Genomic DNA, 21,051 nt, shown 5'->3' on the forward strand with positions numbered 1-21,051 from the left:
CCTAGAACTGGAATCCGGTGGGGAAGGGGTCTGACGGGTCGAGCAGGTACTGGCCGATGCCGGTGACCCAGGCGCGGCCGGTGATGGTGGGCACGACCGCAGGGATGTCACCCACGGTAGTCTCCCTGACCAGGCGCCCGGTGAAGGTCGACCCGATGAACGACTCGTTCACGAAGTCCTCGTCGAGGCCGAGTTCACCGCGGGACCAGAGTTCCGCCATCCGGGCAGAGGTGCCGGTTCCGCAGGGCGACCGGTCGAACCAGCCCGGGAAGATCGCCATCGCATGCCGTGAGTACCGGGCGGTCGAGCCGGGTGCGATGAATTCGACGTGGTGGCAGTGGTCGAGTCCTTCGATCAGCGGATGCCGCGGTGGATTGGTCGTGTTGATCGCGTCCATGATGGCCAGACCCGCCTGCAGGATCTCCTCCTGGTTGGCGCGGTCATACGGCAGGTTGACCGCGTCGAGGTCGACCATGGCGTAGAAGTTGCCGCCGAAGGCCAGGCTGTACGGCACGATACCGTAACCGGGCACCTCCACCTCGTCGTCGAGTCGCACGCTGTACGACGGGACGTTCTCGATGGTCACCGAGTCGGCGTGCCCGTCGCTGACCGCGACCCTGGCGATCACCAGGCCGGCCGGGGTGTCGAGCCGGATGGTCGTCACCGGCTCCTGCACCTCGACCATGCCGGTCTCCACCAGCACCGTCGCGACGCCGATGGTTCCGTGGCCGCACATCGGCAGGCACCCGGAGACTTCGATGTACACCACACCCCAGTCGGCGTCCGGCCTGGTCGGCGCCTGCAGGATCGCGCCGCTCATCGCCTGGTGGCCGCGCGGCTCGTTCATCAGGAACAAGCGGATGTCGTCCAGGTGCTCCATGAAGTAGAGGCGCTTGTCGTTCATGGTCGCGCCGGGAATCACGCCGACACCGCCGGTGATAACCCGCGTTGGCATGCCCTCGGTGTGGGAATCGACGGCTGTGAACATCCGCTTGGAACGCATGCTGCAATCCTTTCAGGAACTCAATGTGCGTGATGCGGTAGTTGCGCCGCTCTGCGGGTGGCATGCCTGCCGCATAACGGCGCAACCGCCGCGTATCGCCGACTGCACGAGCGCCTAGGCGGCGAGGGCGCGGCGGGCGGCGATGTAGTCGAGCGCCTTCTTGGTGTCCTGGCGCACCTGCGCGTCCTGCTCAGGGCTGAGCGGCCCACGCGGCGGACGGGTGAGCCCCCCGTAGCTGCCGCCGGCCAGGTCGATCGACAGCTTGATCGCCTGCACGAACTCGGTCTTGGAGTCCCACCGGAACACCGTCACCAGCTGCGTGTACAACTCGCGCGCCTCGTCGATCTGCCCGGCCTTGACCAGGTCGTAGATCTCCACGGCTTCGCGCGGGAACGCGTTCGGGTATCCGGCGAACCAGCCGGTGGCACCGGCGACCAGCGACTCGAAGAGGAGGTCGTCCGCACCGGCGATGACGTCGATGTCGCACAGCTCCTTGATCTCGAGCACCCGGCGGATGTCGGCCGAGAACTCCTTGACCGCGACGACCTCGGGGATCTCGGCCAGCCTGGCGATGAGGCGCGGGGTGAGGTCGACCTTGGTGTCGAACGGGTTGTTGTAGGCCATGATCGGCAGCCCGACCTCGGCTACGCGGGTGTAGTGCTCGATGACCTCTGATTCGTTCGCCCGGTAGATCGTCGGCGGCAGGAGCAGCACCCCGTCTGCACCGTCTTCCCTTGCGAACTCCGCCCACTGCTTCGCCTGGTGCCAGCCGACACCGTGCACTCCCGCCACGACGAGCCCACGGCCGCCGACGGCCTCGACGGCCACCTGGATCACCCGTCGACGCTCCTCGTCGGTCAGCGACGAGTACTCGCCGAGGGATCCGTTCGGGCCGACGCCGCGGCATCCGTTGCTGATCAGCCAGTCACAGTGCGCGGCGAACTTGTCGTAGTCGACGGCGAGGCCGGCCGGGGCTGAGGAGTCCTCCTTGAAGGCGAGGGTGGTCGCGACGATGACGCCGCCGAGATCGAACTGCTTGGTCATTTCGGTCCTTTCGTGGGTGAAACCGTGGGTGAATCGGTGGGTGCGGGTGGTTCGGCGGGTTCGGTGACCGAGCTCGTCGTGACCGGCGCTGCCGCCAGTTCGCCGAGCCGAAGCGGTGCGGCGATCGGGCGTCGGTCGCTGAGGACCGCGTCCCCCAGTGGTTCGCCGGCCCGCCGGGCCAGCAGTTCCTCGACACTCCGGCCGCACACGCGGCCCTGGCAGATGCCGAGCCCCGCCCGGGTGCTGAGCTTCATGGCGCGCATCGAACGTGAGCCGGTGCTGTCCGCGGTCGCGCAGAGGTGGCCGTAGGTCACTTCCTCACACCGGCAGACCACGGTCTCCGGTGTCAGCATCTCGGGCCAGCCGGGGCGGATGCCGTGGGCGGCTTCGATGCGCGCCGCGAACCGGCGGAACGTTCGGCGGCTGCGCTCGCTGGCCCGGAGCCCGGGGTCGGCGGCGGATGCCCCGGCCGCGGCGTGACCCGCTATCGCCCCTTCGGCCAGGGCCAGGTCGACGCCACCGATCCCGGTGATCTCGCCGGCAGCGAAGACGCCGGGGACGCTGCTCTCCTGGCGGTCGTCGATCTCGACGAAGCGTTCGGCGGTGAGCGAGCAGCCCGCCGCTATCGCCAATTCCAGCCGGGGCGTGAACCCGTGGCTGACACACACCGCGTCCACGTCGATGCGGCGCTCGGTCCCCGGGATCGGCGTCCAGTCCGCGGAGACCTCCGCGACGGTGACCGACTCGACTGCCGTGTCGCCGTGGGCCATGATCACGGCCTGGCCCAGCCGGTACGGGATGCGGTGGCGGAGGTGTCCGCCCAGGTAACCCCCGAGTTCCGCCCCCTTGCTCCACGCCCCGAGGAGCTGCCAGGGCTGGGGGAGCCAGCCGCGCACGAGCGCCGGTAGCCGGGTCGCCTCGTAGACGCCGACCACCGTGGACCCGGTGGCAGCAAGGGACGCGGCGACCGGAAGCAGGAAGGGACCCGCCCCCGCGACGATGACCCGGCGCCCGACGGCGAGGCGTTCTCCCTTGGCGAGGGCCTGCGCCGCCCCGCCGGTGAACACACCGGGCAGGTCCCAGCCGGGGAACGGCAGGGTGCGGTCGTGGGCGCCGGTGGCCAGCACGATGGCGTCCGGCGTGAGGCGCAGGCGACCGCGGCCCACCCCGTCCGGGGCGCCAACGACGACGTGCAGCACGCCCGGGCCGGAAGCGGATGCCTCGAGGGCGAAGACCGTGGCGGATCGGATGATCAGGCATCCGTCGTCGGCCTCGAGTTCAGCGCTCAGCGAGTGGAAGGTGTCCCAGCCGTGGTGGAGGATGCGTTCGTGCGTTGACGGCCGGGTCGGCGGGAGATGGCGCCAGTACTGGCCGCCGAGCTGGTCGGACGAGTCGAGCAGGGTGACGGCCCTGCCGTGGGCGCGCGCAGCCCTGGCGGCGGCCAGGCCGGCCGGGCCGGCCCCGATGACGACGACCTCGCTCATGAGGCCTCGTCCCCGTGCGGGTGCCCGGGCAGGAGATCGTGCTGGGTGCGCACGACGTCGCCGTCCGAGGCCCGGCGCTGGCAGGCGCGCACGTCACGTTGGCCGTTGACCTCGACCAGGCAGTCGTAGCAGACGCCGATTCCGCAGAAGACCCCGCGTGGGCGGCCTTCGAGTGAGGTGCGGCGGAACCCGAGTGTGCCGGTGGCGAGGATGACCCCGGCCAGGCTCTGCCCGAGCACCCCCGCGGTGGTCTCGCCGTCGACGGTGATGGTGACGGGCGCCGGCCTGGCCGGCCGGATGGGGTCGTCCCCGAACGGGAGCAGTCGTGGTGCCATGCTCATGCCGCCTCGAGGTGGGGCGCGAGTGAGCCGCGCGCGGGGGAGAACGGGGAGGCGTCGATCGGTGCGGGGAGACCGCGCATCAGCGCGGCGATCATCTCGGCGGTGGCGATGCTGAGGCCGATTCCGGCGCCCTCGTGGCCGGCCGCGTGCCAGAGCCCCGGGAGTCTCGGGTCCTCGCCGATCACCGGGAGATGGTCAGGCATGAACGGGCGGAACCCGCCGTAACTGCGCATCACCGCGGCCCCGGCCAGGAAGGGGAACAAGCGGATGGCCTTGGCCGCGATTTCGCTCAGCGCCGCGACCTGCAGCCGCGAGTCGAAGCCGACCTGCTGCCGGGACGAACCGATCAGCACGGTGCCGCCGGCGGTCGATTCGATCACGCTGGAGGTCTGCAGGGCGCTGTCGTCAGAGCCGACGGCCCCGACATAGTCGGCGTCGTACACTTTGTGGAAGATCCGGTGTCGCATGCGGCTGGTGACGAGGAGTTCACCGCGGCGCGGGCGCACCGGCAGGTGCACGCCGAACAGTGCGGCCACCTCCCCCGACCAGGGCCCCGCCGCGACGAGCACCCGGCTGGCTCGGAGTTCCCCGGTCGTGGTGCGCACGCCGGCGACGCCGCCGGTGGAGTCGAGGAGGGGACCGGTGACCGCGGTGTTCTCCAGCAGCCGGGCGCCGTGTCGCCTGGCCGAGGCCATGAGGGCTTCCGTCGCGATCGTGGGTTGCACCTGGGCGTCCTCTGGGTAGTGCACGGCCGCTGCGATGGATGGTGCCAGGTCCGGTTCCAGTTCCCTCGCCTCGGCGATGGTCAGCACCCTGGCATCCACTCCCGCACCACGCTGCCCGGCGGCGAAGGCGAGCAGCGCACGCGCGCCGGCATCCGTCGTGGCGACGACCAGTCCGCCCTTGGGGTCGTATTCGACGGAGGGAAAACCCGTGCCGAGCTGCTCGGCGAGGTCGGCGACAGTCGTCTTCCACAGGGTGGAGGCGTACTGGGCGAGCTCCAGTTCGTGGCCGGGGCCCTTGTCGGAGACCAGGAGGTTGCCCTCGCAGGCCGAAGACGTCCCTCCTGCGGTCACTCCGCGGTCGACGACGGTGACATCCCAGCCGGCAGCGGCCAGCGAGCGGGCGCAGGCGGCACCGACGATGCCGGCGCCGACGATGATCACATCGTTCCCCATGCCGCCCCCACTCCCTCGTGTCCGGTCAATAATATGTTACATACCATAGTGCTTTCCGATGTCCCTCGCCAGCCCCTGCGACGCCTCACCAGGAGACCGAGGCCCGCTGCCCTGCCTCGACCGACACCGGGCCCGAGCGCGGGAGCGCCGCCAGGGCACCGGCGTCCAGGAGCAGGATGGGCAGCCGGATTCCGTACACCTCGGCGGCCGCGAGTGCTCCCAGCGTGACAATCGCATCCCGGGAGGCCAACAGGATGGCGGCCGGGGCGACGCCGAGGCGGATCTGCTCCGCCAGCACGCTGGATGAGGAGCTGGAACCCCGCGACGCCGTCATCACAAGCACCCGGTGGGCCAGCGGCAGCCCGTGCTGCGGATGGTGGACGTCGGTGATCACACCGGTGGTGAGGTCGGTCCCGCCCCAGAACGAGAGCGGCTCGTCCAGCCACAGCACGTCGCCGGTGCTTGACCCGGCGCTGAGCGTTTCGGCCCGCACTTCAGCGCCAGGCGGCTTCATCGCGGATCACCCGGCCCGCGCGCGCGGAGGCGATGCATTCGGCCAGCGTGCCGAGCACCACGGCGATGCCCATGTTGGCCGGCGCGTACCAGGCCCATTTTCCCGATGTCGTCATGGCGGTGCGCACCGTTTCGGAGAGGATCGGCACCAGGTAGGTGCAGGTGTCGACGACCAGCCTGGCGCCCGCGCTCTCGCACGGTTCGAGATATCCCGCCGCGCGGGCCTCGGCCAGCACCGAACGGGACGTGGAGATCCAGACCGTGCAGGTCGGCGCGAAGGGCGAGCCGCCGGCGAGCGCGTCGGCGAGCGCCTCGAATTCACTCAATGAGAAGTGAGGAGTGCCGAGGGATAGCGCGTCGAGCGTTTCCCCGACCGTCGCCGTCGTCAGCTCATCGCGTGCCGCCCGCAGCGCCTCCGGCGTGATCTCGACGCGTCGCACGGACGGCGGGGGCCACTCGCCTCCGGCGACCCGCGCCTCCGGTGTGACCCCGGCCACGTGGAAGAGGGCGACCCCGCCGCTCGACGCCGCTGTCGCACCCAGCGCCTTCAACCGGTCCTCGTTCGCCAGCGCAGCCGGGATGCCGGTCAGGATGCACACCTCCTCGCCCACCCGGCGGCCGACCGTGAACCCGAGCGCCGCCCAGGCCGCATCACTGTCGAGCACCCTCGGAGGGATACTGGAGCAGTCCAGCTCCAGCGTCGGCACCCGGTTCGAGGGCAGGTGCAGGCCGGCCAGCGGCGCCCGCCCGGTGATGGCAGCGCAGATGTCGATGAAGTCCCCGTACCGTGCCGTGCGCGCCCCGAGCACCGAGTTCGCGAAGACGATCGCGTTGGATTCAGCCCAGGCGACATCCGTTCCGGTTTCGGGCCTGCCCGGCAGTTGGTAGGGGGCACAGGTCCAGGTGGCCGTGGCGCCCAGGGCGACGTAGGCCTCCATCAGCCGCCGGGCCGCCGCCGATTCCTCGGCCGGCAAGCGCACGAGTCCCGGATGCATCAGGTCGAGCGAGCTCACGTTGAGGGTGGTCGGCACGGAGACCGTCGCCCCAAGGCTGACCAGCTTCTCGGCGAAGTCGAGCCCCGCCTGCCCGTGGTACAGGCATCCGTCGATGTGAGCGGATTCGATGTCGATGAGGTGCGGCGCTTCGGTCGCTTCGGCGAGCGCCACGACGAGGCGCATGGCCATCGCAACGCCCGGCCCGTGCGCGCCCGACAGCTTCGCCTCATCCTCAGGGGTCAACCGGATCTCGACAGGCTCGATCACCGGCGTCGGATGTCGAGCCTGTCGAGACACCACGACCGCGCCCGGTTGCCGAGCCCGGTGGGGCACCATCAGGCTCCCAGGTAGGCGTCGATGATCCGCGGGTCGGAGATGAGGTCGGAGGCCCTGCCCTCGAGCGTCGTCTCCCCGCCGTCGATCACGTACGCGCGGTCGGTCACCTTGAGTGCGGCCCTGGCGTTCTGCTCCACCAGGAGGACCGTGGTGCCCTGGTCGCGGATCTCGCTGATCACCTGCATCACCTGGTTCACAATCAGCGGTGCCAGCCCCATCGACGGCTCGTCGAGCATGAGCATCTTCGGTCCGGCGATGAGCCCGCGACCGATGGCCAGCATTTGCTGCTCGCCACCGGAGAGCGTTCCGCCCTGCTGCGCCCGGCGTTCGGCCAGGAGAGGGAGCAGCTCGTACACGCGCTCGATCCGCTTGGCCACCAGGGCCCGGTCTTTCACCAGGTAGCCGCCCAGCTGCAGGTTCTCCAGCACGGTGAGGGTACTGAAGATGTGCCGGCCCTCCGGCACATGGATGAGACCTGCGCTGACGGTGTCCCACGGGTGCGCCCTGCTGATGTCCTTGCCGTTGAAGCGCACCGACCCGGAGTGCGTCTTGACCAGGGCCGAGGCGGTGGAGAGGGTCGTCGTCTTCCCGGCGCCGTTGTTGCCGAGGAGGGCGACGATCTCGCCCTCGTCGACGGTGAGGCTGATCCCGCGCAGCGCCTGCACCTTCCCGTAGAAGACCTCGACGTTGTCGAACTCAAGCATTGCCATTGTTCGCCACCTCCTCGTCCTCGTCCTTGCCGAGGTAAGCCTCGATCACGGCGGGATCCCGCTTGACCTCGGCCGGTGTCCCGGTGGCGATCTCCTTCCCGAAGTTCATCACGACGATCCGCTCCGACAGTTCCATCACCAGCCCCATGTCGTGCTCGATCAGAACGATGGCGGTCCCCAGTTCACGGATGCGCTGGCAGAGCGCCAGCAGGCCCTGCTTCTCGTTGTAGTTGAGACCCGCTGCCGGTTCGTCCAGGAGCAGCAGGTCGGCCTTCCGCGCCAGGGCCCTGGCGATCTCCACCTGTTTCTGCTGCCCGTAGGAGAGGTTGCGGATCGGCACGCCGCGCGCGCCGGTGTATCCGACGAAGTCGAGCCAGTTGTGGGCTTCGTCGGTGTACGAGGCCTCACTCCGCTTGTACCGGGGCGTGTGGAAGATCGCATCCACCCAGTTCTGGCCGCCGTAGAGGTGCATGCCGGCGCGAACATTGTCGAGCACGGTCAGGTCCGGGAACAAACGGAGGTTCTGGAAGGTGCGGGAGACGCCGGCCGCCGCGATGTCGGCCGGTCGTCTCCCGGTGATGTCGCGTCCGCCGAGCGTCACAGTCCCCGAGGTGGGCTTGTAGAAGCCGGTGATGCAGTTGAACGCGCTGGTCTTCCCGGCGCCGTTCGGGCCGATCACCGCGATGATCTCCTTCTCGTGCGCGGTGAACGTGAGCCCGTCGACAGCCTTCACGCCACCGAAGGCGATCTGCAGGTTCTTCACTTCGAGTACGGCGCTCATCGGAGAGTTCCCTTCGCGAGCGCACGGTCGCTGACTGCGCCGGTGCGTTCCGGTTCATAGGCACGCGACGGCCAGAAACCCTGCGGGCGGAACACCATGACCACCACCAGCAGCAGGCCGAAAGCCAGGTACCGGTAGGCCGACAGGTCGCGGAGCAGTTCGGGCAGCAGGCTGATCACCAGCGCCCCGATCACGACGCCGCGCATGTTGCCCATCCCTCCGAGCACAACCGCCATCAGCACCAGCGCCGACTGGAGGAAGATGAAGCTCTGGGGCGACACCGCGGAGAGGTGCGCGGCGAAGAGGATGCCCCCGAACCCGCCCCAGACGGCGCCGAAGATGTAGGCCATCAGCTTCACCTTGTAGGTGTGGATGCCCATCGCCTCTGCGGCGTCCTCGTCTTCGCGCACGAAGCGCCAGGCCCGTCCGAGCCGGGACTTGCCCAGCCGCGCCGCGGCGAGCACGAAGGCCGCCACGACCAGCACGGTGAGGTAATAGAACACGGCCGGTTGCTGCAGGTCGAAGTCGCCGATCTTGAGTATCCCGGGGATGCCGAAGATGCCCGACGGCCCACCGGTGATGGAGAGGTTGTTCGCGGTGATGCGGGTGATCTCCCCGAAACCGAGTGTGACGATCGCCAGGTAGTCGCTTCGCAGCCGGAGGGTCGGCGCACCGATGATCAGGCCGGCGAGCACCGTCATCACGATCACCGCCGGGATGGTGAAGATCAGCGGCAGTTCGAACGCCTTGGCAATGATGCCGGCCGTGTATGCTCCGACCGCCATGAAGGCGATGTACCCGAGGTCGAGCAGGCCGCAGTAGCCCACCACGATGTTGAGTCCTGAGGCCAGCAGTACGAAGATGGCGGCGGTGGTCATCACGTTGAGTGCGTACGGCGTCGCGATGACGAACGGGGCCAGCAACGCGATCGCGAGGGCGGCCCAGCCGAGTTGCCGGCTTTCGAACAATCGGGAGATCCAGCTCGAGGGGCGCCCGACCAGTTTCGGGGCGAGGGTGGTATCGACGTTTTCGCTCATGTCAGACACGCTCCGTCACACGTTCGCCGAGGATGCCGGTTGGTCGGAGGGTCAGGAACAGGATGAGCACGGCGAATGCGAAGACGTCGCGCCACTGGCCGCCGAACCATTCCGAGCCGAACGCTTCAACGAACCCGAGGACTAGGCCACCGAGCATGGCGCCCTTGATATTTCCGATGCCACCGATCACCGCGGCGGTGAACGCCTTCAGCCCGATGATGAACCCCATCAGGAAGTCGATCTTGCCGTAGTACGCGCCGGCCATCACACCGGCCGCCCCGGCGAGCGCGGAGCCGATGAAGAAGGTGCGGGTGATCACCGAGTTCACGTTGATCCCCATCAGGAGCGAGGCGTTCCGGTCGAGCGAGATCGCCCGCATGGCGCGCCCGGTGGAGGTCTTCTGCACGTAGAAGTTGAGCAGGATCATCAGCACGCCGGCGATGAGGATCAGGATGATCTGCGGCAGCGAGATCCGTGCGCCGATCAGGTTGAAGACGTTGCCCTCGAGCCGGATCGGGAACGCCTTCGGGTTGGGCCCCGCGAGAGCGGCGATGCCGTATTCCAGGGAGAAGGAGACGCCGACGGCGGTGATCAGCACGGCGAGGCGCGGTGCCCCGCGGAGCGGCCGATAGGCCAGCCGCTCGATGATGACGCCGGCGGTGCCGGTGAGGAGCATGCTCAGCAGCATGACCACCAGCAGCGCCCCGATCGAGAGCGTCGCCGGGATCCCGCCGAGTGAGGTGAGCGCCGCGAAACCAATGAAGGCGCCGAGCATGTAGATGTCGCCGTGGGCGAAGTTCAAGAGTTTGATGATGCCGTAGACCATGCTGTATCCCAGCGCGATCAAGGCGTAAAAGGAACCGACGAATAATCCGTCCCAGATGAGCTGTGCCATGGTGACCCGATTTTCAAGGTTGGCGACGGGTGCCGGCGGCCGGCCGGGTGGGCCGGCCACCGGCATCCGTCATAACGGTCTTAGGACAGGTCGTCTTCCAGTACGAACTTGCCGTCCTTGATCACCAGGATCACGAAGCCACCGCTGGAGAGAGTGTGCTCCGGGGTGAACTTCAGCGGGCCGGAGAACATCTTGAAGCCGTCGATGCCCTCGAGGGCCTTGATGATCTTGTCCCCGTCGGTGCTGCCGGCCTTCTTGATCGCCTCTGCCGCGAGGCGGACCGCGTCGTAGGACTGGGTCGAGTACGGGCCGGGCTCGGAGTTGAACTGCTTCTTGTAGTTGGCGATCCAGTCCGCGGCGCCCTTCAGGGTGTCGGGGGTCTGGGTCATGGTGGCGTACACGCCTTCGGCGCCGGCACCGGCGATCTGCGAGAGCGACGGGTCGACGCTTCCGTCGGCGACCATGATCTTGCCGGTGAACCCGGCGTTCTTCAGCTGGTTGATGATGAGGCCGCCTTCCTGGTAATAACCGGTCCAGTAGACCAGCTCCGGGTTGGCGCCCATGATGTCGCGCACCACCGCCGAATAGTCGCTCTCGCCCGCGGTGACGGAGGTGCTGAGCGCGACCTTCACCGAACCGTCGGCATCGATCTGCTTCGCCGTCTCGGTGTTGATGTCCTTGGAGTAACTGGTGTTGTCGTCGACCAGCGCCACCGTCTTGAAGCCCTGCTTCTTCATGAAGTCGAGGGCCGCGGTCGACTGCTGCTTGCCAGTGCCGTTGATCATGAAGACGTTCTTGGCCTTCTGGTTGACCAGGTCCTGCGAGTTCGCCGCCGGCACGATCATCGGGATGTTGGCCCGCTGGAAGATCGGGATCTCCGGCAGCGTGGCGCCGGAGCAGTAGCCCCCGACGGAAATGACGGCGCCGTTGGACACGGCCTTGTTGGCGCCGGCGACGGATTGCTGTGCGTCACAGGCCTCGTCCTCGACGTCCAGCTTCAGCTGGCGGTCCAAGACGCCGCCCGCCTTGTTGATCTCGTCGATCGCCATCTGGGCACCGTTCTGCATGTACGCACCGGTCGGGGCACTGCTGCCGGAGATCGGGATGACCATGGCGACGTTGATCGGGCCGCTGTCGCCCGAGCTGTCCCCGGATCCGCCTCCGCCGAGCAAGCCCCCGCTGCAGGCGCTGGTGCCGAGCACGACTGCCGTGGCAATGCCGAGCAGGATGGTGCCTCGCTGTCCGAATTTCATGTCTGCCTCTCCTTTGATGGTGACACTCCGATGGTGACAATCGGGAATCAGTACAATATGACACTGTACTGAGGCGCCGTCAATCCATTTCTGCACCCGGATCCCCCGACCACCAGCCGACGACGTGGCTGAGGTGCAGGATGATCAGCTGCTCGAGGGCGGCCCCGTCGCCGCGCTCCAGCAGGTCCAGCATCTGGTGGTGCTCGGCCGCAGAGTCGTGCAGCTTGTTGCTCTGCGACATCCGCGCGAGGTTGACCATGCGCGTCTGCTGGCGGAGCTCGCGGACGGCGTCGACCAACCGGCCGTTGCCATAGAGCTCGAGCAGCCCCAGGTGAAAGTCACGATCCCGCTCGATGAACCCGGTGAGGTTGGCCGTGTCGGCATACTCGCTGATTTCCGCGGCCATGGCCCGCCACTTCGGGAGCGTCTCGGCCGGAAAGCTGTCGGCCAGCGCCCGCATGGCCGGCACTTCGAGAAGCTGCCGCAATTCAATGATCTCGCGGAGGTCTTTCTCGCTGACTTCGGTGACCCGGAAACCCTTGTTGCGCACCGACGACACAAACCCGCGCTGCTCAAGGTCGAGCATCGCCTCCCGCACCGGGGTGGCCGACACCTCGAACTGGGCGGCCAGCGTTGGTACGGAAACGAGCGTGCCCGGTGCCAGTTCCCCCGAGATGATCGCATTGGCGAGCGACTCCCCGATACGGCCACGCAGGCTTGCCGCCTGCTCCACCTTGGTGATCGACGAAACAGACATGTGACCCCTCGCTCCGGCTGCGGCGTCGGATCCCACTGCCCGAGCGTCCCTCGCCTGCACCATAGTATGTGCCATATCGCACAGGGTGGCCACTTTCACACGGCGTCGCTAGCATCGTGATATGTGCTATATTATGAGCGAGGTCGGAACAGTCGACTACCACACCGCCGGTGAACCGTTCCGGGTGGTCGCGGAGGGCATCCCGGAGATCGTGGGCGCGACAGTGGCTGAACGACGCGTCTTCGCCCAGCACTCCTCCGAGGTGGACGCGTACCGCCAACTCCTGTGCCGGGAACCACGTGGGCACGCCGACATGTACGGCGGTTTCATCGTGCCGCCCGACGACGACAGCGCCGACTTCGGGGTGCTGTTCTGGCACAACGACGGCTATTCGACGGCCTGCGGTCACGGCACGATCGCACTCGGCGTCTGGGCGGTCGAGACCGGCCGGGTGAGCGCGGCAGCGGATGGCGTCACCCCGGTCACGATCGACGTCCCGTCTGGCCGGGTGGTCGCGCACGTGCGGCAGCAGGGCGGCAGGGTTGCCGGCGTCACCTTCGAGAACGTGGCGTCCTATCCGGTGGCGCGCGGCATCGGGGTCGACACCTCCGCCGGGAACGTCACGGTCGACCTCGGTTTCGGCGGCGCCCTCTATGCGTGCGTGCCGGCATCCGCCCTGGGGCTGGCGGTGACGCCCGAACACTCGGAGCGGTTGCGCGCCCTGGGCCGCGAGATCAAATGGGCCCTGGACGACAGCGAGCTGGCGCGGCATCCGGTCGATGACCGGCTGAGCGGCGTCTACGGCACGATCATCTTCGACGACCTCGGCGACACCGAGAGCGGGCCGCACCAGCGCAATGTCACGGTCTTCGCCGACGGCCGCATTGACCGGTCGCCCTGCGGGTCAGGCACCGCGGCCAGGGTCGCCATGCTCGCCGACTCCGGGCGCCTCGGCGCCGGCCAGGTACTGACCCACGACTCGATCGTCGGCACCCGGTTCCTCGGTCGGGTGCGGGCGGCGTCAGACGGAGAGATACCCGGCGCACTCATCCCGGAGGTCGAAGGCATGGCATACCGGACCGGCATTCACACCTTCACGCTCGACCGGAACGACCCACTCGGGACCGGGTTCGTGCTCTCATGACCGCAGCCCTTCCCTGGATCTCCGCACAGGACATCTTCGCTCGCCTCAGCTTCCGCAACGCCGTCCGGGCTGTGCAACGGGAGCTGCGCGCCGGCCTCGACCCGGCCACCGACTTCGATCGCGGCATCCTCGACCTGGCCCGCGGCCAGCTGCTGCTGATGCCCACCGAATCGCCGGAGTTCGTCGGTGTCAAGGTCGCCACGGTGGCGCCTGGGAACCCGGCCGTCGGCAAGGAGCGCATCCAGGGCGTCTACCTGCTGATGGACGCCGCGACGCTCTCACCGATCGCACTGCTGGACGGCACCGCGCTCACCACGCTGCGCACCCCCGCCGTCTCCGCCGCGGCGGCCGACCTGCTCGCCCCGGCACAGGTCGACCAGCTCGTCGTGTTCGGCTCAGGACCGCAAGCCTGGGGGCACATCGAAGCCATGCGTTCGATTCGCGCGATCGGACGGGTGTCGATCGTCGCCCGCGACCAGGCGCGTGCCGCCGCGCTCGCGCTCCGGGTGCAGGACAGCGGGCTCGCTGCCGGCGTCGGCACACCCGACTCGGTGCGGGACGCCCAGCTGATCGTCTGCGCGACGACGGCGCGGCATCCGCTCTTCGACGGGGCGCTGGTACCGGTCGACTCCTGCAGCGTCGCCGTCGGCTCGCACGAGCCGGGCGTCAGGGAACTTCCGTCCGCCCTGGTGGGCCGGGCCCAGCTGGTGGTGGAGGACACCTCCGTCGCCCTCCGGGAAGCCGGGGACCTGATCATCCCGATCGACGAGGGGGTCTTTGACGCCGGTTCGCTGGTGCCGATGCGCGCCATCGTGACCGGCGCGGTCCCGGTGGACCTGGACCGCCCCCGGGTGTTCAAGAGCTCAGGGATGTCGTGGGAGGACCTCGTGGTCGCCGCGGAGGTCTATCGCGCAAGCTGACCAGGTCCTCGCCCGCGTCATGCGGTACTTGCGCCGTTATGCGGGTGGCGCGCCTGCCGCACTGCTGCGCAACTACCGCGCATCGCCGGAAAGTGCGCCGTGCAGGGGTACGGATGCCCATACGCCGGACGTGCCGCGCCGGTGGCTGTCGACGAGGTGCGTGTCGATCATGCCGATCGCCTCCATCAGCGCGTGCATGGTGGTCGGGCCGACAAACGCGAATCCCTTCGCACGCAGCCCCTTCGAGAGCGCCACCGATTCCGGCGAGGTGGTCTGGATCTCAGCGTATGAGCGCGGCGCGGGCGTGGTGGCGGGCTGGAACGACCAGACGAAGTCGACCAGGCCGCCCTCGGCGCGCAGGGCGACGGTCGCTTTCGCGTTGGTGATGGCGGCGGCGATCTTCATCCGGTTGCGCACGATTCCGGCGTCGGCGAGCAGTCGCTCGACGTCGGCATCCGTGAACTGTGCCACCGCGTCGGGGTCGAAGTTGTGGAACGCCTCCCGGAAGGCGGGACGCTTCCGGAGGATCGTGGCCCACGACAACCCGGCCTGGAACGCCTCGAGGCTGATGCGCTCGTAGAGCCCGTGCTCGTCACGCACCGGCATGCCCCACTCGGTGTCGTAGTAGTCGCGGAGGAGCGGATCGGTCGCCGCCCAGGTCGGCCGGGCGAGTCCGTCGTCACCGCGGACCACCGGCGGGGCCGCCCCTGTCGCATCCGTCTGATCCACCTGCACCACGCTACCCGGTCGGACGCGAACCGCGCAGGCGCTCCTCCTGCCCTGCGTACACGTCGAGGAGCCGGCGCGCGGCCTCCCCCTCCGCGCCTTCGGCTTCCAGGCCCTCGCGCATCGACTCGAGCTTCTCCGCGCCGGCCGGGAACGGCGGAAGCAGCGGCACATTCGGGTCGGTGATCACCTCGATCAGCACCGGGCGGTCGGCGGCGAATGCCCGCTCCCAGGCTCCGGCCAGCGCCTCCGGGTCGTCGACGCGGATGCCGGTCAGCCCGAGCAGTTCGGCGTAGCCGGCGTACGGGAAGTCGGGGAGCGCCTGGCTGGCCGGGAACCGCGGCTCCGCCTCCATCTCCCGCTGCTCCCAGGTGACTTCGGCCAGGTCACCGTTGTTGAACACGCAGACGACGAAGCGCGGGTCGGACCAGCCAGGCCAGAGCCGGCTCACCGTGATGAGTTCGGCGAGTCCGGCCATCTGCATGGCCCCGTCGCCGCTCAGCACCACCACCGGCTGCTGCGGGGCATCGAGTTTCGCGGCCAGCCCGTAGGGGACCCCGCAGCCCATGGTCGCGAGCGTGCCGGACAGGTGCGCCGGGGCCCCCCGCGGCAGGCGCAACTGCCGGGCGTACCAGTAGACGCAGCTGCCGACATCCACCGCGACCCGGGCGTCGGCCGGCAGCACGGCGTTCAACTCGAAGACCACGCGCTCCGGGTTCACCGGGTCGGCCGGCGTCATCGCCCGCTCGGTGGCCAGCGCGTGCCACGCCGCCACCTCCTGCTCGACCTCGTTCCGCCAGCCCCCGTCGGACGCGACAGTTCGGGCCGGGATGAGGTCGAGCAGGGCATCCAGGGTCTCGGCCGCATCGCCGACCAGGCCCACTTCGATCGGGTACCGGTTGCCGATCTTCCGACCGTCGATATCGATCTGCACGGCCCGCGCGGCGCCGGGCGGTGGATAGAACTCGGTCCAGGGGTCGTTCGATCCGATGATGAGCAGGGTGTCGCAGCCGCCCATCAGGTGAGCGGATGCCGTCGTTCCGAGGTGGCCGATCGTGCCGACGGCGTTCGGCAGGGACTCGTCGACGTAGGGTTTGCCGAGCAGGCTGGTGCCGATGCCGGCGCCGAGCCGGTCAGCGATCGCCACGACCTGCGCCTCCGCGGCACGCGCACCCTGGCCAACCAGCAGGGCAACCCTGCTGCCCGCGGCAAGGACCTCGGCGGCCGCGGCGAGGTCCTCGTCATAGGGCCGCACCCGGGCCTGGTGCCAGGTCGGGGAGGTGACCACGATGCCGTGCTCCTGCTCGAGGGTCGGCGCCGGCTCCAGCTGCACGTCGTGCGGGAGGATGACGACGCACGGCCACCTGGTCTCCAGGGCGGTGCGGAAGGCCCGGTCGATGACCATCAGCGCCTGGTCCGGCGTGCTGATCTGGCCGGCGAACTGCGCTGCGACGTCCTTGAACAGCGTGAGCAGGTCGATTTCCTGCATGTATGCCGAGCCGAGCACGCTCAGCTTCTGCTGGCCGATGATCGCGACCACCGGCACACTGTCGAGCTTCGCGTCGTAGAGCCCGTTCAGGAGGTGCACGGCTCCCGGGCCCTGGGTGGCGGTCACCACGCCGACGCCGCCGGCGTACTTGGCGTGGCCCACGGCCATCAGCGCCGCGTTCTCCTCATGCCTGGCCTGGATGAATTCGGGCCCGCCCGTCGACTCGGCGCGGTGCAGCGCTTCCATGAAGACGTTGATTCCGTCGCCGCTGTAACCGAAGATGCGGCCGACGCCCCAGTCCTGCAAACGCTCCACCACGGCATCCGCTACCGTTTTTTCGCCCACGTCACTCACCCTCCGCGTCGCCTACTGCCGATGGGCGCCATGGTACGCCCGATTGGCCGGGGCACCGGGTGCGACGGTGGGCTGATCTCGGGCCCTGTACGAGGGCGAGCCTGTTCGCCGAATGTTGTGTTGTAGCGGGAGCGGGACTTGAACCCGCGACACCACGATTATGAGCCGTGTGCTCTAACCACCTGAGCTACCCCGCCGCGACTGTGACCCGAGCCGAAGCGCGAACCAAGCCTGAGCCCCCTGTGGGAATCGGACCCACTACCTCTTCCTTACCAAGGAAGTGCTCTACCAATGAGCTAAGGGGGCGAAGCTTCACACGAGACGAAGCAGCGCCGCCGTTTTTGGCAACCGGTAAAGAATATCATCACTCCCGCCCGTCCGTGACCGCCCCCGTCCCCGCGAACCCGCACTCGTTGGGGTTATCCGCGCCTCTTAGACCCAACTACTGCGTTCTCGCGGAGGTGGTGGGTCGCACGGGGTAAGTGCAAACGCTTCCAATGCGCGCGGGATGCCGTAGTGTGTCGCACATGAGTGCCTCTTCGACGCATGTTCTGGACCAGCCCGGCCGGGAATGGTGGCGCACCGCCGTCATCTACCAGATCTACCCGCGCTCGTTCGCTGACGCCGACGGTGACGGCATGGGCGACCTGGCCGGCATCACCAACCGGCTCCCGGCCCTCCTCGAGCTGGGGATTGACGCAATCTGGCTCTCTCCGTTCTATACGTCTCCCCAGCGTGACGCCGGGTATGACGTCGCAGACTACTGCGACGTCGACCCGCTCTTCGGGACCCTCGCCGACTTCGACCTGATGCTGAACACGGCCCACGCCAGCGGCATCCGCGTCATCGTCGACCTGGTACCCAACCACACGTCGAGCGACCACCCCTGGTTCCAGGCTGCGCTTGCCGCCGGGGCCGGGAGCGAGGAACGCGGCCGGTACATCTTCCGCGACGGCCGCGGCGAGAATGGGGAGCTCCCGCCGAACAACTGGGACTCCGTGTTCGGCGGCCGGGCCTGGACCCGGGTGACCGATCGGGACGGCGTACCCGGGCAGTGGTACGTGCACTTGTTCGACTCGTCCCAGCCCGACCTGGACTGGCAGAACCCGTGGGTGCGCGAGCAGTTCCGCGGCATCCTCCGCTTTTGGCTCGACCGCGGCGTCGACGGCTTCCGTGTCGATGTTGCGCACGGCATGATCAAGGCTGACGGGCTGCCTGACTACCACCCGCCGGTCGACGGCGGCAGCATGGGCGGCGGCACCGCCTCGCTCGAGCCGTCGATCAGTGCCGAGCCGGAGGTTCCGGCCCCGTACTGGGCGCAGGACGGCGTGCACGAGATCTACCGCGACTGGCGCGAGCTGCTGGAAGAGTACCCGGGAGAGCGGATCCTGGCCGCCGAGGCGTGGGTCGACCCGCTCAGCCACGTCGCCCGCTGGGTGCGGGCCGATGAGATGCACCAGGCTTTCAACTTCGCCTACCTCGAGACGCCGTGGGAGGGGGCGGCCCTCAAGGCCGTGATCAACGCGTCGCTTGACGCGTTCGGCGCGGTCGGGGCGCCGAGCACCTGGGTGCTCTCGAATCACGATGTCGTTCGGCATGCGTCGCGGCTGGCCCTGACCGCCGACAACCTGCAGGGCGCCGGCATCGGGCCGAAGACGGTGGGCCTGCCCGACCAGGCGGTGGGACTCCGCCGGGCGCGCGCGGCCACGTCGCTGATGCTCTCGTTGCCGGGTTCGAGCTACCTCTACCAGGGCGAAGAACTCGGCCTGCCGGAGGTCATCGACCTGCCGGACTCGGCGCGACAGGACCCGACCTGGTTCCGCAGCAACGGGGAGCGGTACGGCCGGGACGGATGCCGGGTCCCGATCCCCTGGGAAGCGACAGCTCCCTCGTACGGGTTCGGCCCGTCGCAGGCCAGCTGGCTCCCCCAGCCGACGGAGTGGGCGCTGCTCGCCCGCGACCGGCAGGACGGCGTGCCGGGCTCGACCCTCGAACTGTACAAGCAGGCACTGCGACTCCGCCGCGACCTCTGCCTCGGCACCGGAACCGTGGAGTGGCTGGACGGCTTCGGGAAGGACGTCGTGGCGTACCGCAACGGGGCCGTGACGGTCATCGGGAACACCGGGTCGGCCTCCGTCGGCCTGCCCGACGGCGAGGTGCTGCTCTCGAGTGACGCGCTGGGCTCCGGGCGTGTGCTCCCCGCTGACACCACCGTCTGGCTGCGCGTCTAACCGGTCAACTCCCGCTTGCGGGCCCGCCCCGTTCACCGGGCGGGCAGTCTCGCCGCGCCCGAGTGCGTAACTCCTGCAATTCGCGCAGGCGCTCAGGGCGCTGCCGCGTCTTTTTGCGGAAGTCCCGCGCGGCGCCACCTGATTTGCAGGAGTTACGCACGGAGCGAACCGGAGACGCGCACGAGGCGACGGGCGGGCGGGACGGGCGACGGCGCGTGGCACTCAGCGGGCGGCATTCAGCGCGCGGCATTCAGCGGGCGGCATTCAGCGCGCAATACGCCCCGCGACATGCAGAGGACCCGCGGTGGCCGGCCCGGAGGCAGTGTGACGGTCAGTTCACGTTGGCGTAGAGCCAGTCGAGCGGGTCGACGTGGGTGCCGTCCTTGCCGCCAAGGCGGATCTCGAAGTGCAGGTGCGGGCCGGTGGACATACCGGTGTTCCCGGTGTTGCCGATGACCTGGCCGACCTTCACCACGTCGCCGACCTTGAACTTCATCGAGCCGTGGATCATGTGCGCGTAGACGCTGGTGACCTTCTTGCCGTCGATCATGTGGTCGATCATCATGTGCACGCCGAGGCTGCCCTCGCCGTCCTCCGCCAGGCTGACCACGCCGTCGGCGATGGCCTGGATCGGAGCACCGATACCGGGGTTGAAGTCCTGCCCGCCGTGGTTGACCGAGCAGCCGGCGCAGTTGCGGTAGCCGAAGTGGTCGCCGATGTGAACCCCGACGGCGAACGGCCACTGGATCGTGCCGTTCGGGTTGTTGGTGAACGTCGCCTCGAGGCGGATGCCGCTGGCCGCTGCGACCTCGGCGATGCTCTTGGACTCGTAACCGTCGCGCTCGACCGAGATGGTGTCCGTGCCCGTGGCCATGTCCAGGGTCTGGGCCGGGGCGGCCGGAGCGGACTGGCGGGCGGCGACGGCGGCGGCCTGCACATCGGCGGAGGAGAGCAGCGCCTCGGCGGGCAATGAAGTGGAGACAGCCATCAGCGCGACGAACGCCATCGCGGCAAAGCTCAAACCCTTTGCGGCGCCGCGGCGAACGCGGATGGCGGCGCGGGTGGACGCCGGCTCGATGGCCGGCTTCGCATTCGCGCGCCGGGCAGCCGGCCGGGCAGCGGATGCGCGGGGAGCGGATGCCGGTGCAGAGGATGCGCGCCGGGCTGAGGACCGCCGGGTCGACTCGGACGGGCCTGCAACCTGCTGGGTAGTGGTGCCGGTTGTGGCTTCGTCGCCGCTGGGCTGCTGGAGAATAGTCGGCTGCGGGGCTGCCGGCGAGGCGCCTGTCCGCCCGGCGCCGGACTGCGAAGTCCCGCGCAATTCACTCCGCAACCGCGCGCGGGTGGGCAGCTGGATCGGCGTCGAGGTGGTCGTCGTTGGCACGTCAGTCAGCAGCTGCGCGATGTCGGGTACCGGGGCATCGGCCGGTGCGGGGGCAGCGATGACACGGTCGGCGAGGTCGATGCTGCCGGGGAGGCCCTCGGCCGCATCGGGGAGGATGGGTGGATCGGAGACGACGGGCACTGCAGCCGAGGTGGGTTCTGCCGCCGCTGCCGGCTCCGCGGACGCGAGCAACACGACGGCCGGCACGACGGCCGGTCCAACGACCGGCACGGCGGACTGAACGATGCCGGCGGGAGCCAGGTCCAGCGCGTTGCGCGTCGCGGCCTGGCGCTCACGCTCGCGGATCTCCCGGCGAGTGAGCGGCCGATCCGCGGCTGGGACATCCGTCGTCAGATCCGCTGCCACGGGTTCACCGACACCGGATGCAGAGGCATCCGATGCAGCGGTTTGACGTGACAAAAGGGCGGTTTCTTCCGGCAGAGGCGAATGATTAGAGGTGCTCATCTTGGCCAGTG

General features: G+C 68.9%; 19 protein-coding genes and 2 tRNA genes. 3 read left to right on the forward strand and 18 right to left on the reverse strand.

Annotated features, from left to right (window positions below; genetic code table 11):
• Position 1 precedes the first annotated feature (1 nt).
• From AB4Y94_RS03760 to AB4Y94_RS03820, 13 genes are all read right to left on the reverse strand, one after another.
• Entirely contained in the window at positions 2 to 1,003 is a 1,002-nt protein-coding gene (locus tag AB4Y94_RS03760; protein ID WP_441724938.1) for a proline racemase family protein, read from the reverse strand.
• A gap of 114 nt (positions 1,004 to 1,117) precedes the next feature.
• Positions 1,118 to 2,047: a dihydrodipicolinate synthase family protein gene (locus AB4Y94_RS03765; RefSeq protein ID WP_441724939.1), complete on the reverse strand. Its 930-nt coding sequence runs from the start codon at positions 2,045 to 2,047 to the stop codon at positions 1,118 to 1,120.
• Positions 2,044 to 3,531 (reverse strand): FAD-dependent oxidoreductase, encoded by a 1,488-nt coding sequence (locus AB4Y94_RS03770; protein WP_441724941.1) that lies wholly within the window; start codon positions 3,529 to 3,531, stop codon positions 2,044 to 2,046. Before AB4Y94_RS03770 ends, AB4Y94_RS03765 begins: the two co-directional genes overlap by 4 nt.
• Positions 3,528 to 3,866 (reverse strand): (2Fe-2S)-binding protein, encoded by a 339-nt coding sequence (locus tag AB4Y94_RS03775; RefSeq protein WP_441724944.1) that lies wholly within the window; start codon positions 3,864 to 3,866, stop codon positions 3,528 to 3,530. The genes AB4Y94_RS03770 and AB4Y94_RS03775 overlap by 4 nt, the downstream gene beginning before the upstream one ends.
• A 2-nt stretch (positions 3,867 to 3,868) precedes the next feature.
• Positions 3,869 to 5,050, reverse strand: a complete 1,182-nt coding sequence (locus AB4Y94_RS03780; RefSeq protein WP_441724946.1) for an NAD(P)/FAD-dependent oxidoreductase — start codon at positions 5,048 to 5,050, stop codon at positions 3,869 to 3,871.
• A gap of 85 nt (positions 5,051 to 5,135) precedes the next feature.
• Positions 5,136 to 5,564, reverse strand: a complete 429-nt coding sequence (locus tag AB4Y94_RS03785; RefSeq protein ID WP_441724949.1) for an aconitase X swivel domain-containing protein — start codon at positions 5,562 to 5,564, stop codon at positions 5,136 to 5,138.
• Positions 5,545 to 6,825, reverse strand: coding sequence for an aconitase X (locus AB4Y94_RS03790; RefSeq protein ID WP_441724952.1), 1,281 nt, complete (start codon positions 6,823 to 6,825; stop codon positions 5,545 to 5,547). Before AB4Y94_RS03790 ends, AB4Y94_RS03785 begins: the two co-directional genes overlap by 20 nt.
• A gap of 68 nt (positions 6,826 to 6,893) precedes the next feature.
• A complete protein-coding gene (locus AB4Y94_RS03795) occupies positions 6,894 to 7,604 on the reverse strand; it encodes an ABC transporter ATP-binding protein (RefSeq protein ID WP_441724955.1) in 711 nt (236 codons plus the stop codon).
• Positions 7,591 to 8,385, reverse strand: a complete 795-nt coding sequence (locus AB4Y94_RS03800) for an ABC transporter ATP-binding protein (protein ID WP_441724957.1) — start codon at positions 8,383 to 8,385, stop codon at positions 7,591 to 7,593. The genes AB4Y94_RS03795 and AB4Y94_RS03800 overlap by 14 nt, the downstream gene beginning before the upstream one ends.
• On the reverse strand, positions 8,382 to 9,422 hold the full coding sequence (locus tag AB4Y94_RS03805; RefSeq protein WP_441724960.1) for a branched-chain amino acid ABC transporter permease: 1,041 nt from the start codon (positions 9,420 to 9,422) through the stop codon (positions 8,382 to 8,384). Before AB4Y94_RS03805 ends, AB4Y94_RS03800 begins: the two co-directional genes overlap by 4 nt.
• A 1-nt stretch (position 9,423) precedes the next feature.
• Complete coding sequence (locus AB4Y94_RS03810; RefSeq protein WP_441724963.1) at positions 9,424 to 10,317, reverse strand: branched-chain amino acid ABC transporter permease; 894 nt, start codon at positions 10,315 to 10,317, stop codon at positions 9,424 to 9,426.
• Positions 10,318 to 10,397: 80 nt separating this feature from the next.
• Entirely contained in the window at positions 10,398 to 11,570 is a 1,173-nt protein-coding gene (locus AB4Y94_RS03815; RefSeq protein WP_441724966.1) for a branched-chain amino acid ABC transporter substrate-binding protein, read from the reverse strand.
• Positions 11,571 to 11,649: 79 nt separating this feature from the next.
• Positions 11,650 to 12,327 (reverse strand): GntR family transcriptional regulator, encoded by a 678-nt coding sequence (locus AB4Y94_RS03820; RefSeq protein WP_441724969.1) that lies wholly within the window; start codon positions 12,325 to 12,327, stop codon positions 11,650 to 11,652.
• 133 nt (positions 12,328 to 12,460) lie between these two features.
• On the opposite strand from AB4Y94_RS03820, the gene AB4Y94_RS03825 reads away from it, so the two are divergent.
• Positions 12,461 to 13,471 carry a proline racemase family protein gene (locus tag AB4Y94_RS03825; RefSeq protein WP_441724972.1) on the forward strand — a complete coding sequence of 337 codons (1,011 nt, stop codon included), beginning with the start codon at positions 12,461 to 12,463 and terminating at the stop codon, positions 13,469 to 13,471.
• A complete protein-coding gene (locus AB4Y94_RS03830; RefSeq protein WP_441724975.1) occupies positions 13,468 to 14,391 on the forward strand; it encodes an ornithine cyclodeaminase family protein in 924 nt (307 codons plus the stop codon). The genes AB4Y94_RS03825 and AB4Y94_RS03830 overlap by 4 nt, the downstream gene beginning before the upstream one ends.
• 72 nt (positions 14,392 to 14,463) lie before the next feature.
• On the opposite strand, the gene AB4Y94_RS03835 is transcribed toward AB4Y94_RS03830, so the two are convergent.
• The 4 genes from AB4Y94_RS03835 to AB4Y94_RS03850 form a co-directional block, all read right to left on the reverse strand.
• Positions 14,464 to 15,120, reverse strand: coding sequence for a DNA-3-methyladenine glycosylase I (locus AB4Y94_RS03835; protein ID WP_441724977.1), 657 nt, complete (start codon positions 15,118 to 15,120; stop codon positions 14,464 to 14,466).
• A gap of 10 nt (positions 15,121 to 15,130) precedes the next feature.
• Positions 15,131 to 16,951: a thiamine pyrophosphate-requiring protein gene (locus AB4Y94_RS03840; RefSeq protein WP_441724979.1), complete on the reverse strand. Its 1,821-nt coding sequence runs from the start codon at positions 16,949 to 16,951 to the stop codon at positions 15,131 to 15,133.
• A 132-nt stretch (positions 16,952 to 17,083) separates the two neighbouring features.
• A tRNA-Met gene (locus AB4Y94_RS03845) sits at positions 17,084 to 17,157 on the reverse strand.
• A 37-nt stretch (positions 17,158 to 17,194) separates the two neighbouring features.
• Positions 17,195 to 17,266, reverse strand: a tRNA-Thr gene (locus AB4Y94_RS03850).
• Positions 17,267 to 17,487: 221 nt separating this feature from the next.
• Here AB4Y94_RS03850 and AB4Y94_RS03855 point away from each other — a divergent pair.
• Positions 17,488 to 19,191: a glycoside hydrolase family 13 protein gene (locus AB4Y94_RS03855; RefSeq protein ID WP_441724982.1), complete on the forward strand. Its 1,704-nt coding sequence runs from the start codon at positions 17,488 to 17,490 to the stop codon at positions 19,189 to 19,191.
• A 331-nt stretch (positions 19,192 to 19,522) separates the two neighbouring features.
• On the opposite strand, the gene AB4Y94_RS03860 is transcribed toward AB4Y94_RS03855, so the two are convergent.
• Positions 19,523 to 20,941 (reverse strand): M23 family metallopeptidase, encoded by a 1,419-nt coding sequence (locus AB4Y94_RS03860; protein ID WP_441724985.1) that lies wholly within the window; start codon positions 20,939 to 20,941, stop codon positions 19,523 to 19,525.
• Positions 20,942 to 21,051: the final 110 nt, after the last annotated feature.

Origin of the sequence: Glaciibacter sp. 2TAF33, from assembly GCF_052114945.1 — a bacterium.
In the GTDB taxonomy this organism is placed as follows: Bacteria; Actinomycetota; Actinomycetes; order Actinomycetales; family Microbacteriaceae; genus Cryobacterium.